The organism is Pseudomonas sp. BF-B-30, assembly GCF_019956305.1.
In the GTDB taxonomy this organism is placed as follows: domain Bacteria; phylum Pseudomonadota; class Gammaproteobacteria; order Pseudomonadales; family Pseudomonadaceae; genus Aquipseudomonas; species Aquipseudomonas jessenii.
Genome location: NZ_JAHBDG010000066.1, coordinates 157,292 through 169,583 on the forward strand (window position 1 = coordinate 157,292; position 12,292 = coordinate 169,583).

Below are 12,292 nucleotides of genomic sequence, written 5' to 3' on the forward strand. Positions count from 1 at the left end.
GCTTGTAGGGCATTTCTCTTTCCGCGCCGCCCCCTTGTAGCCGCCCTGTATTCGCCTAAGTTCTAGCCCTCTTCGCACTCCAGCGACTCCGAGGGACACCTATGCAAACCTACCACCTGTTCATCAGCCACTCGTGGAACTACCCCGACGCCCACGACAATCTCGTGCGCCTGCTCAACGCCAAGCCTGGTTTCACGTACAAGAATTTTTCGGTTCCACCGGACAACCCGATTGTCGGCGCGAAAACCGACAAACAACTTGAGGAGGCCATCGAAAACAAGATTCGCCCGTGTTCGGCGGTGTTGATCATGGCCGGGATGTACTCCACCTACAGCAAGTGGATCAACAAGGAAATCGAAATCGCCAAGCGCATGGGCAAGGTGATCATTGCGATCAAGCCGTTCGGTGCCGAGCGCATTTCCACGGTGGTACGTGACGCGGCACATGCCGAATGTGCGTGGAACACCAACAGCATCATCAGCGCGATTCGCGAGCATACGGCGGTGTAACCATGCGCAAGGGACTGTTTATCGGCATCAACGACTACACCCATGTGTCGCGCCTGAGCGGTTGCAGCAATGACGCCATGGCCATGGCCTCCGTGCTGAAAACCGACGCCAATGGCGATCCTAACTTCAAGAACATCGTGCTGACTTCCGCCGAGGACTTCCTGAGCAGGGAAAAACTCGAAGACCAGATTCGCGAGCTGTTTTCCGGTGACTGCAACGTCGCGCTACTGTACTTCGCCGGTCACGGCAGCTTCGACACCGACACCGACGAAGGCATGTTGATCCCGCAGGATTACAAGAGCGCCAAGGACGGGATTCGCCTCAGCGACATCCTCAACTGGGCGAGCAAGGCCACCAAGATCAAAAACAAAGTGATCATTCTCGATTGTTGCCAGAGCGGCTCGGCCGGCGAACTGCGCGCCTTGCGCAGCGAAGGCAGTGTGGTCGGCGAAGGCATGACCATTCTGACCGCCTGTAAAAAGGAAGAGCCGGCGATGGAGGGCATGCAGCACGGCGTGTTCACCGGATTGCTGCTCCAGGCCCTGCACGGCGGAGCCGCGAACATCCTGGGCAAGATCACCCCCGGCAGCCTCTATTCGTTTGTCGACAATACCCTTGATGCCTGGGAACAGCGTCCGGTGTTCAAGACCAATGTCTCGCAGTTCATTTCCCTGCGCGAAGTGTCACCGCTGATCCCCAAGGAAATCCTGCGCAAACTCCCCGAATGGTTTGCCGAAGCAGAGTCGGTGTACCCCCTCGCCCCCAGCTTTGAGCCCACCGAGCCCGAGTTCAACCCGGAACAGGGCGAGGTCTTCGCCCAGTTGCAAAAGTGCAACCGCCACAGCCTGGTCGAACCGGTGGACGCCGAACACATGTATTACGCCGCCATCCACTCCACCGGCTGCCGCCTCACCGCCCTCGGCGCCTATTACCGCGAACTCGCGATCAAGGGACATTTCTGATGCCAGTGTTTATCAGCTACCGCCACATGGACCGCGCCCACGCGATCAACATCAACACGCGCCTGATGCAGGCCAACATCAAGACCTACCTCGACGTACTGGATGCCGAATCCCAGACCACCGACGACATCACCGGGGTGATCACCCGCAACATCAGCGAATGCACACACCTGCTGGCGGTGGTGTCGGAGAAAACCGCACTGTCCTGGTGGGTGCCGTTCGAAATCGGCGAAGCGACCATCACCAACCGGCGCATCTGCTCGTTCAAGACCGGCCCGACAGAGCTGCCGCTGTACCTCGAAAAATGGCCGAAGCTGACCAGCGACCGGGACATCGAGTTCTTCATCGATGCCTATCGCAACGAGTCGATGCTCAAGCGCTCGATGTCACTGGATTCTGTGACCGGTAGCGAGTCGGTGCGTAGCGTTAACAGGACTAACGCTGATCGATTCCACACGGATCTCAAGTCCAGGATTATTCGTGGCTTCTGAGTTGCCCACCTAAAAAACCATATCGCCAGATATGGTTTTTTGGCACTGAAAAACGAGCCTTCACCTTTTAGTTACTTGAGTCATGAAACTGCCGCAAAATCGAAGCCTTTTATTCAATAAAAGAAAATCACTTAGAGCCAATGAGCAAACTAAAGCTATTGCTTATTATCCTTAGCTCTAAAAACCTGTCAGATATGACAGTAGATCAAAGCAAAAAAAACACTGACCATATTGCCTGAGGCTGAGCACTTGAAAAGTTCGGATGGAGCGATAACCCCGACAATTCACCGCGCTTTCTTCTCTGAGGTTTTACGAGCAGAGGTTGACTGATCACAGCCAGCCTGGCTGACACCTTCAACACCGAGAACCTATATATGAATATTAAAAAACCAGCTCAGAAGCACGATAAACAACCAATGAACGGGAAGGTAGCTGCAGTGATGCGCCTGGTAAACGCAGAACGCACATTCGACTCATTTATTTTGTATGGCGATAGCAACTCGGAGCATCGTTACATTAACGCGTCATCCCAAAATAGCGACTACATTTTGTTCAAAATCCCGGCAAGCTGGGGACTGGGCCCTCATGATTTAAAATCGCACCCTGGGGTTATTATATTTGAGCCCTCTGCGGGGTTTCCGAACGATTGGCCGTGGAGTGCACAACGAGGGGAAATATTTATTACTGACATTAGCGATAAAAACTTTGAAGGCCGGTTTGTTTGTTATGAAAGCGCTGACGATAGTGAGGACAAACCTGGATTAATAGGTGGAAACTTTAAGATAGATTTCACTTCAGCCAATAAATAACTTATATTTTTATAGAGTCCGCATTCACACACAGTGCACCCTGCTGAAAAAATGCCCGTATCGCTAGATGCGGGCATTTGTCTTCCGCGCGAGATCTATGGCAGGGAAATCACTGCTTCACGGCCGGAGCACCGGGGCCACCCGTTTTCGGCGCTGGATCATCGAACAGGTTCAACCGTTCACGAAGCTCGTGCGCCGGCAGCGGTTCCTTGTCCGCCGGCAACGCGTTCGGGTCGACCGGTGCAGCCGGTGCGGCTCCCGGCGCAGCCGAACCTTGCGGTGCATCAGGAGCAGGTTCAGCACCTTGCGAACCTTCGATGGCACGCTGGGCTTTCTTGGTCAGCACCACGATGTCGATACGGCGGTTCACCGGGTTGAACGGATGCTCGCGATCGAACAGGGCCGACGAGGCATAACCGACCACGCGCGCCACCTGCGCATCCGGATAGCTGCCCGCCACCAGCGCACGTCGTGCGGCGTTGGCACGGTTGGCAGACAATTCCCAGTTACCGAAATCACCGGTGCCGGTGTATGGCTTGGCATCGGTGTGGCCGCTGATACTGATCTTGTTCGGCACCGCCTTGATGGTGTCGGCCATGGCCAGCAGGATGTCTTCGAAATACGGCTTCAAGCGAGCAGAACCTGAATCGAACATCGGGCGGTTTTCCGCGTCCATGATCTGGATTCGCAGGCCGTCCGGCGTGATTTCGAACAGGATCTGATCCTTGAACTTCTGCATCTGCGGGTTTTCTTCGACCTTGTTCTGCAGTTCTTGCAGCAACAGCTCGAGGCGCTCTTTTTCGACCTGCTCGGCCATGCCTTCGACCTGATCGGTATCGATGGTGACCTTGTCCGGCTGCGGCTGGGACTTCACCTCGGGGTTGAGAGTGTTTTCCGGTGCCAGGGTCGGCGTGCCGCCCAGATCGATGATGTAGGGCGTGCCACTTTCGGAAAAGCCGATCGGATCCTTGAAGTAACCGGCGATGGCAATTTTCTGTTCCGGCGTGGCGGTGGACAGCAGCCACAACACCAGGAAGAACGCCATCATCGCCGTGGCGAAGTCGGCGAAGGCGATTTTCCACGCGCCCCCGTGATGCCCGCCGGCGATGCGCTTGACGCGCTTGATGATTATCGGCTGGTTATTTTCCATGGCTTAACGACCGCGAACCGCTTGTTCCAGCTCGGCGAAGCTTGGACGGTGCGCCGGGTACAGGACCTTGCGCCCGAACTCCACGGCCAGCGATGGCGGCATGCCGGAAGCCGAAGCCACCAGTGAGGCCTTGATGGCTTCGTAGACGTTCAGCTCTTCCTTGGCATCATGGGCCAGGGAATGGGCCAGCGGGCCGAAGAAGCCGTAGGCGGCGAGAATACCGAAGAAGGTACCCACCAGTGCCGCACCTACGTGCAGGCCGATGGACTTCTGGTCGCCTTCACCCAGCGAAGCCATGGTCACCACGATACCCAGTACCGCCGCGACGATACCGAAACCGGGCATGGCGTCGGCGATGCCGTTGACCGCGTGGGATGGGTGTTCGAGGTCTTCCTTGAGGCTGAACAGCTCCATGTCGAACAGGCCTTCCAGCTCGTGGGGAGCCATGTTGCCGGAAGACATGATGCGCAGGTAATCGCAGATGAACGCGGTCATGCGCTCGTCCTTGAGTACCGTCGGGTACTTCGCGAAGATCGGACTCGCAGCGGCATCTTCGATGTCGCCTTCGATGGCCATCATGCCTTCGCGGCGGCTCTTGTTGAGGATCTCGTAGATCAGGCCCAGTACTTCAAGATAGAAGCCGTGGTTGAAGCGCGAACTGAACATGCTCAGGGACTTCTTGAGCACGTGCATCGTCATGTAGCCGGGGTTGGCCTGCAAGAAGGCGCCGAGGGCAGCACCGCCAATGATCATGACCTCGAAAGGTTGTATCAGGGCGGCAATCTTGCCGTGGGAAAGCACGTATCCGCCGAGCACGCTCGCGAATACGACGATGATGCCGATAATTTTAGCCATAGGTTAGGAGAGCACTTACTGAGTCGGGTTCAAGGTCATATTCGGAAGTTAAAAAATCTCTTCTTCTACTTATCGGCAAAACTGCGCCAGACTATAGCCCGTTCAGGCGAAAAGCTAATTTGACCCCATCCGGGCACAGGTAATGTTGACGATGATCGCCTCCCACCATGGTTAACGAAACGAACGTTCCAACGCCAAAACCAACGACCCTCGAAGGCTGGGTCAAGCTGCTCGATGGCGTACGTCTTCCCGTCCCGCAAGCCAGCCATGACCGTGTCTGCAAGGCCATCCGCGATAATCGCAGCTCGCTGCGCGACATCGCCGACCTCATGCAAGGCAGCCCGGCCCTGGCCTTGAGCGTGATTCGCGAAGCCAACCGGCATAACCATGGCAGCATGACCGAGCCTGCGGAAAACCTTGAAATTGCAATCAACCGCCTCGGTTTGAAGCGCACCGAAGAGCTGCTCGCGCGGCTACCCGCCGAACCCGAGCTCGAGATTCCCAAAGCCCTGCGTCAGTTGCAGATGATCAGCCAGCACGCCACGCAACAGGCCAACGGTTTTTTTGCCAGCCGCCTGGCGCGCCTGTGGCAGGACATCCACTGGGGCAGCCTGCTGTTTCTTTCGCCCCTGTGGCCGCTGGCACTGACCCATCCGAAACTGCTCGAAGACTGGGAGCTGCGGGTCATCCATAAAGGCGAGTCGGCACGCAAAGTCGAGCAGCAACTGTTTGGCGTACGCCTGCTGGATATCGGCCAGGCGCTGGTGGAGGTCTGGCGCTTGCCGATCTGGGTGCAGCAAGGCTATCGATTGCTGCTCACCGAGCAGCGGGAACTGGTGAAAGTCCTGCGCATCGCCCGTGACAGCGACCATCCACTGCGCCAGCAGAATCGCCTCGATGACGATCCGACCCTGCGCCGCTGGCTCAATCAACCGGCCAATACGGTGCTGCTGGCCAATGGACTGGCGCTGTCGGCGCAACACGCCTGGGACAGCCCCCACAGCGAGCGCTGGCAGTACCTGACCAGCCTTTACCTGCAAATGCCGATGGACGAACTGCAGCAGCAATTGCACCAGCAAGCCGCCAACAGCGCACGCCAACACGCCATGCCCGACCTCTGGCACCCCGCCGAGTCGCTGATCTGGCCGTGGGGCATGAACCGTGTCCATGCAGGCTTGCTGCCGGCAGCGGCACCTACCGCCGAAGACCTGGCGAAGTGGCGCAAGCAATGCGCCGAGTTGCTGGTCGAGCCGAGCCGTTTCACCAACGCCATGCACCTGACCATCGCCGCCCGTGACGCCCTCGTGGCCTGCGGCATGCGCCGGGTGATGATCCTGATGGCCGATCGCACCCACACCAACCTGCGCGTGCACCAGACAGCCGGCCTGTCGAAGGAAGCGGCCGGGTTGAATTTCGTGGTCAGCCAGAGCAACGTGTTGCAACGCCTGCTCGCGCAGCAGGCCCAGGTGCGCCTGACGCCTGCCAACAACGCGCAATTCTCGGCCCTGTTGCCCAATAGCCTGCGCTCGCAGTTCAGCGGTGAACACTTGCTGCTGCGTTCGCTGATCAACAATGGCCGGGTGATCATGATCGTCGTGGCGGATCAAGGCGGCGGGCCGTTTTCGGAAATTTCCGTACAGGCCTTCGGCAAAACCGCACAGTGCATCGAGAAAGCCCTGCACAGCTTTAGCCACCGTGGCCAATAAGCTGCGTTACAATCCTCCCTTTTGTGCTCTGGAGACCTCACATGTCTGACTTCTCTGGCTTGCCGCTGGTGATCGAGCCGAGCGACTTGCTCCCTCGCCTCGACGCCCGCGAACTGATTCTGGTGGACTTGACCAGTGCCGCCCGCTACACCGAAGGGCACATTCCCGGCGCGCGCTTTGTCGATCCAAAGCGTACGCAGCTCGGCCAGGCCCCCGCCCCGGGGCTGATGCCCCCGCAGGCAGCACTCGAAACGCTGTTTGGTGAGCTGGGGCACAACCCCGATGCGGTCTATGTGGTGTATGACGACGAAGGCGGCGGTTGGGCCGGACGCTTCATCTGGCTGCTGGATGTCATCGGCCACAGCAAGTACCACTATATTGACGGTGGCCTGACAGCCTGGCTGGCAGCAGGCTTGCCCATGTCGATCCAGATCCCGCCGCACGTGGGCGGTCCGGTTGCATTGACCCTGCACGATGAACCCACCGCCACCCGCGAGTACCTGCAAAGCCGTCTCGGCGCCGCCGACCTGGCAATCTGGGATGCGCGCGGGCCGCTGGAGTACTCCGGCGAGAAAGTCCTGGCAGCCAAGGGCGGACACATTCCCGGCGCGATCAATTTCGAATGGACCGCTGGCATGGATCGGGCACGCCAGCTGCGCATCCGCACCGACATGCCGCAGATCCTCGAACAACTCGGGATCAGCAAAGACAAAGAAGTGATTACCCACTGCCAGACACATCATCGTTCTGGTTTCACCTATCTGGTGGCCAAGGCTCTCGGTTATCCGCGGGTCAAAGGCTACGCCGGCTCCTGGGGCGAATGGGGCAATCATCCCGATACCCCGGTAGAAATTTAAGATTTTTAAGGACCGTTAATGAACAAGCGTCTGTTTCTCCTCGGCCAGTACCTGCTGCCCCACAACTTGCTCTCCCGTCTGGCCGGCTGCATCGCCGAATGCCGCGTGCGCTGGTTCAAGAATGCCTTCACCGCCTGGTTCGCCAAGCGTTATCAGGTGGACATGTCCCAGGCGCTGGTCGAAGACCTGACCGCCTACGAGCACTTCAACGCGTTCTTCACCCGCGCACTGAAAGACGGCGCCCGTCCGCTGGACGAAACCCCGGGCGCGATCCTCAGCCCCGCCGACGGCGCGATCAGCCAGCTCGGCCCGATCGAGCACGGCCGCGTGTTCCAGGCCAAGGGCCACAGCTTCAGCGTGCTGGAACTGTTGGGTGGCGATGCGGCAAACGCTGCGCCGTTCATGGGTGGCGACTTCGCGACCATCTACCTGTCGCCGAAGGACTACCACCGCGTGCACATGCCCCTGGCCGGCACCCTGCGCGAGATGGTCTACATCCCGGGTCGCCTGTTCTCGGTCAACCAGACCACTGCTGAAAACGTTCCGGAATTGTTTGCCCGCAACGAGCGCGTGGCGTGCATTTTCGACACCGAACGCGGGCCGATGGCCGTGGTGCTGGTGGGTGCGATGATCGTGGCGTCGATTGAAACCGTGTGGGCCGGTCTGGTGACACCGCCGAAGCGCGAGCTGAAAACCTTCCGTTACGACGAAGCCGCACGCGCGCCGATCCACCTGGAAAAAGGTGCGGAACTGGGTCGCTTCAAACTGGGTTCGACCGCCGTCGTGCTGTTCGGGCCGGATCAGGTGAAGTGGGCTGAAGAAATGACCGCCGGTACAGCCGTGCAGATGGGTCAGGGCATGGGCTCACCAAAAGCCTAAAGACCGAGCTGCATACCTGTGGGAGCGGGCTTGCTCGCGAAAGCGGACTTACAGTCAACATAGATGTTGAATGTGATGACGCCTTCGCGAGCAAGCCCGCTCCCACATTGATTTGCGGCGCTTAGAGCTGCCCGTCGCGATCGCGGAAACCCAGCAGGTAGAGCACACCATCCAGCCCCAAGGTGGAAATCGCCTGCTTGGCCGACTGCTTGACCAGCGGCTTGGCCCGGAACGCCACGCCCAACCCGGCAATTGCCAGCATCGGCAAGTCATTCGCACCATCGCCGACCGCAATGGTCTGCTCCAGGCGCAAGCCTTCCTTGTGTGCCAGTTCCTTCAGCAAATCCGCCTTGCGCTGTGCATCGACAATCGGCTCGACCGCCACGCCGGTGACTTTGCCGTCGACCACTTCAAGTTCGTTGGCGAACACGTAGTCGATACCCAGCTTGGCCTGCAATTGCTTGGCGAAGTAGGTGAAGCCGCCCGACAGGATCGCGGTCTTGTAGCCCAGGCGCTTGAGCTCGGCGAACAGGGTTTCTGCGCCTTCGGTCAGGCGCAGCGAGGCACCGATGGAGTCCAGCACATTGACGTCCAGACCTTTGAGCAAGGCCAGGCGCTCCTTGAAGCTGGCGCGAAAATCCAGCTCACCGGCCATTGCCCGCTCGGTGATTTCCGACACTTTGTCGCCGACGCCGGCCGCCTTGGCCAGCTCATCGATCACTTCGGCTTCGATCAGCGTTGAATCCATGTCGAACACCGCCAGGCGACGGTTGCGACGGAACAGCGAATCTTCCTGGAAGGCGATGTCGACGTTCAGTTCCTGGGCGACGCTGAGGAATTCGGCACGCAGCGCCTGCGGATCAGCCGCCTCGCCACGCACGGAAAACTCGATGCAGCCCTTGCCCTTGTCGGCCGGGGTGTCCAGCGGCATGCGCCCGGACAGGCGATCGATGTGGTCGATGTTCAGGCCATATTTGGCGGTAATCGAGCTCACGGCCTGCAACTGCCCGGCTGTCACCTTGCGGGTCAACAGGGTCACAATGTGGCGCTTTTTGCCCTGATTGCCGACCCACTGCTGGTAATCCTGTTCGGACACCGGCGTGAAACGCACCTGTTGATCGAGTTCATAGCCCTTGAACAAGATGTCCTTGAGCACGGACTTGCCTTGCTCGGTGTCGGGAATTTCAACCAGGATGCCGAACGACAAGGTGTCGTGGATCACCGCCTGACCGATGTCGAGAATGTTCACACCACCCTGGGCCAGAACGCCGGTAATGGCCGCAGTCAGACCCGGACGGTCGACTCCCGTGATGTTTATCAGGACGATTTCGCGCAAGGCGCACCCCCGCAAGTGGAAAAAAACCGCATTCTACCCACTTTCAGTGACCATCGGGCACCGTGAGCGCTTTGACGGTCTAGGGCCTGTCGCTATACTGCGCGTCAACTTCACGGACAAAAGAGCCGAGCTCAAGTGAACCGGCCCACGCCAGTAAAAACCGACAACTTCTTCCTGCTGATCTTCCGGGCACTGCGCCACCGCCGTGTACCGATTGCATTGCGCATCGCCAGCCATAACGTGATCCTGGTCGCCCTGGCTCTGGTCATCTATGCCGGTGTGATGGGCCTGCAGTTCAAGCAGGCCATGCACGAGCAGGCGGATGCGCTGGGCGAAAGCCTGACCACGCAGACGGCCACCTCGGCCACCGAGCTGCTGGTGTCCAACGACATCCTCAGCCTCAACGTGCTGCTCAACAACCTGACCAAGAACAAGCTGGTGGCCCACGCCGCCATCTACAGCCCGGACAACCGCATCCTTGCCGAATCCGGCCAGCGTCCCAAGCATGGCCTGCTGGGCGAAGCCGAGGGCATGTACCAAAGCAAGATCACCTTCCAGGACGTGACTGCCGGGCAATTGCGCATCAGCCTGGACATGGACCAGTTCCAGCAGCCGATGACCATCAGCCTGCAAAGCATGGGCATTCTGAGTGCAATCCTGCTGGCCCTGTCCCTGGCCCTGAGCCTGCGCATGGGGCGTTATCTCTCCACGCCGCTGCTGCAATTGCGGGTGTGGCTGCGCAATATCGATGAATTCACCCCGGCCACCGACCGCCAGGACGAAATCGGCGACCTGGCGCGCCAGCTGCACGCCAACTTCGCCCCGGAACCGGCCCCTGTGCCAGAACCGGAACCGGAGTTCGACGACATGGATGACGAGGCCGACCCGGCCTTCGAAGTCCGTAACCTGCGCGATCCGAGTTTCGACGAGAGCCGCCCGGTAGCGGCGCTCAAACCAGCGCCACGACAGATCGTCAGCACCGTTGAAGACGACGATGACGAAGACCCGTTCGCCGATCTGCGCGACGAGTCGCTGGACAGCACCCCACAACCGGTGATTCGCAAAGCCACGCCGAGCGTACCGCAACACAGCGCGGTGCTGGCGGTGCAACTGGGCTCCCAGGAGCAACTGCGACGCCTGCCGCGGGCGCGTCTTGAAGAACTGCTCGAGCGCTATCGCGATTGCCTCGACCAGGCAGCTTCCCTGTATCAGGGCGAAGTAGAGACCTTGAACGATGGCAGCACGCTGATGCTGTTCCACACCGAAGACAGCGGCGACGATTACCTGACCAACGCCATTTGCTGTGGCGAACTGCTGCGGGCCTTGGGCCACCAGTTGCAGATCGAAGTCGCGGACAGTGGCATCACCCTGCAATTGCAGCTGGGGCTGACCCTGGGCGACGAACTGTTCGGCCTGAGCCAGATCGACTTGCTGCTGACCGACCCTGCCCAGGACGCCCTGGCCCTGTCGCAACACAGCCGCAACCTGCTGCTGGTGGAGCGCAAGATCAGTGACGACGTGTTGATTCGCCAGCGCGCGCGGATCCGCCCGATCGCCAGCCCTGAAGGTGCGTGCTGCGTGGAACGGTTGATGGAGCCGTATCCGTCGATGCTTGAGCGGCAATTGGCGCGGATGCATGAGCGTCGCGCTTAAGCCTTAACCTCGATATGAAGAAGCCCGCAGATGAGTGATCGTCTGCGGGCTTTTTTGTCGCCTGTTCTGGCCTCTTTGCGAGCAAGCTCGCTCCCACACTTGATCCGGGTTAGCCCAAGGGTGTGCTCACTGAAGATCCCCTGTGGGAGCGGGCTTGCTCGCGAAGAGGCCAGAACAGGCGCTAGATATCTCCAACCTGTAAAAACAACAAAGCCCGCATCAATGCGGGCTTTGTATGGATTCAGTCCACACTTAGAAGCGGAACACTTCCATATCCGTACGAATAGGCGCGGCCATCGGGATCTTCGGCTGCTTTTCCTGTTCTACCGCAGGTGCTGCCGCCTTGGCTGCCGGCTTGCGTGGGGCTTCGGCGATCGGCGGCTGATTGGCCAGGGGCTTGAGCGCCACCGACAGTTGTTCGGCCAGGCGTTGCAACAACACACCCTGTGCCTGGACCTGAGCCGCCGTGGTACCGGCATGCTGTTCCTGCAAATGGATGATGCGGTTGTCGCGGACCTGCCCGCGACGGTCGATCAGGCGCCATTGCGCGTCAAGGATCGCCGGTTGTTTTTCACCCGAATCCAGGCGCGTGATGGTCAGCAGCACCTGAACGTCCGGGGTGAAGCCCACTGTCGCCGGGGCCAGCACTACGCGCTGACTGTCCAGGCGACCCGCGACCTGGCGCAGCAGCAGCTGATCGATATCCGACGAAAGGCTGCCAGCCCAACGACCGTCGGTCGAGGCTTGCAGGCTGCCATCGGGCTGACGCTGCAACAGGGTTTCGCGTTGCAGGTAGTCGGCCACGGTGACCGGCCCCAACAATACCGCCATGCCCGCGTTCTGTGCGGGCTGAACCGGACTACCAGCGTCCAGTTGATACAACGACACCGGCTGGTGAACGCTGCAACCCGCCAGGCCAAGAACGCCGGCGAGCAAAAGAATAAAAGGAAGGCGCAGAGCAGTCATCGTCCCATCCAGGTGGTCGCTAAAAGGCTGACCACAGTGAAAATACTCAATAAATATGAAGAACGCGCGGCAACGCCGGCGCTTGAAAGGCCATATCATCCGTGAATATGCGTTCCGAC

General features: G+C 59.5%; 12 protein-coding genes. 8 read left to right on the forward strand and 4 right to left on the reverse strand.

Annotated features, from left to right (window positions below; all coding sequences use genetic code 11):
- Positions 1 to 101: 101 nt before the first annotated feature.
- The 4 genes from KGB29_RS25500 to KGB29_RS25515 all read left to right on the forward strand — a co-directional run bounded on the left by KGB29_RS25500 (position 102) and on the right by KGB29_RS25515 (position 2,771).
- Entirely contained in the window at positions 102 to 509 is a 408-nt protein-coding gene (locus tag KGB29_RS25500; protein WP_154910355.1) for a TIR domain-containing protein, read from the forward strand.
- 2 nt (positions 510 to 511) lie between these two features.
- Positions 512 to 1,471 (forward strand): caspase domain-containing protein, encoded by a 960-nt coding sequence (locus KGB29_RS25505; RefSeq protein ID WP_154910354.1) that lies wholly within the window; start codon positions 512 to 514, stop codon positions 1,469 to 1,471.
- Positions 1,471 to 1,962, forward strand: a complete 492-nt coding sequence (locus tag KGB29_RS25510; RefSeq protein WP_154910353.1) for a toll/interleukin-1 receptor domain-containing protein — start codon at positions 1,471 to 1,473, stop codon at positions 1,960 to 1,962. The genes KGB29_RS25505 and KGB29_RS25510 overlap by 1 nt, the downstream gene beginning before the upstream one ends.
- A 374-nt stretch (positions 1,963 to 2,336) precedes the next feature.
- On the forward strand, positions 2,337 to 2,771 hold the full coding sequence (locus tag KGB29_RS25515; RefSeq protein WP_154861129.1) for a hypothetical protein: 435 nt from the start codon (positions 2,337 to 2,339) through the stop codon (positions 2,769 to 2,771).
- 109 nt (positions 2,772 to 2,880) lie between these two features.
- Here the strand turns inward: KGB29_RS25515 and motB are convergent, their stop codons facing one another.
- Positions 2,881 to 3,921 (reverse strand): flagellar motor protein MotB, encoded by a 1,041-nt coding sequence (gene motB, locus KGB29_RS25520; protein ID WP_154861130.1) that lies wholly within the window; start codon positions 3,919 to 3,921, stop codon positions 2,881 to 2,883.
- A gap of 3 nt (positions 3,922 to 3,924) precedes the next feature.
- Positions 3,925 to 4,776, reverse strand: a complete 852-nt coding sequence (gene motA / locus KGB29_RS25525) for a flagellar motor stator protein MotA (protein WP_008048039.1) — start codon at positions 4,774 to 4,776, stop codon at positions 3,925 to 3,927.
- Positions 4,777 to 4,943: 167 nt separating this feature from the next.
- On the opposite strand from motA, the gene KGB29_RS25530 reads away from it, so the two are divergent.
- Genes KGB29_RS25530 through asd form a run of 3 tightly spaced genes read left to right on the forward strand, consistent with a single transcriptional unit; the run spans position 4,944 to position 8,218 of the window.
- Positions 4,944 to 6,482, forward strand: a complete 1,539-nt coding sequence (locus tag KGB29_RS25530; RefSeq protein ID WP_154861131.1) for an HDOD domain-containing protein — start codon at positions 4,944 to 4,946, stop codon at positions 6,480 to 6,482.
- Positions 6,483 to 6,523: 41 nt separating this feature from the next.
- Positions 6,524 to 7,339 carry a rhodanese-like domain-containing protein gene (locus KGB29_RS25535; protein ID WP_150811899.1) on the forward strand — a complete coding sequence of 272 codons (816 nt, stop codon included), beginning with the start codon at positions 6,524 to 6,526 and terminating at the stop codon, positions 7,337 to 7,339.
- A gap of 18 nt (positions 7,340 to 7,357) precedes the next feature.
- On the forward strand, positions 7,358 to 8,218 hold the full coding sequence (gene asd / locus KGB29_RS25540; protein WP_008048034.1) for an archaetidylserine decarboxylase: 861 nt from the start codon (positions 7,358 to 7,360) through the stop codon (positions 8,216 to 8,218).
- Between the two features lie 121 nt (positions 8,219 to 8,339).
- On the opposite strand, the gene serB is transcribed toward asd, so the two are convergent.
- Complete coding sequence (gene serB, locus KGB29_RS25545) at positions 8,340 to 9,554, reverse strand: phosphoserine phosphatase SerB (protein ID WP_057395688.1); 1,215 nt, start codon at positions 9,552 to 9,554, stop codon at positions 8,340 to 8,342.
- A 135-nt stretch (positions 9,555 to 9,689) separates the two neighbouring features.
- On the opposite strand from serB, the gene KGB29_RS25550 reads away from it, so the two are divergent.
- Complete coding sequence (locus KGB29_RS25550; RefSeq protein ID WP_154910352.1) at positions 9,690 to 11,207, forward strand: AhpA/YtjB family protein; 1,518 nt, start codon at positions 9,690 to 9,692, stop codon at positions 11,205 to 11,207.
- A gap of 252 nt (positions 11,208 to 11,459) precedes the next feature.
- On the opposite strand, the gene KGB29_RS25555 is transcribed toward KGB29_RS25550, so the two are convergent.
- Positions 11,460 to 12,173 carry a membrane integrity-associated transporter subunit PqiC gene (locus KGB29_RS25555; RefSeq protein ID WP_057712257.1) on the reverse strand — a complete coding sequence of 238 codons (714 nt, stop codon included), beginning with the start codon at positions 12,171 to 12,173 and terminating at the stop codon, positions 11,460 to 11,462.
- Positions 12,174 to 12,292: the final 119 nt, after the last annotated feature.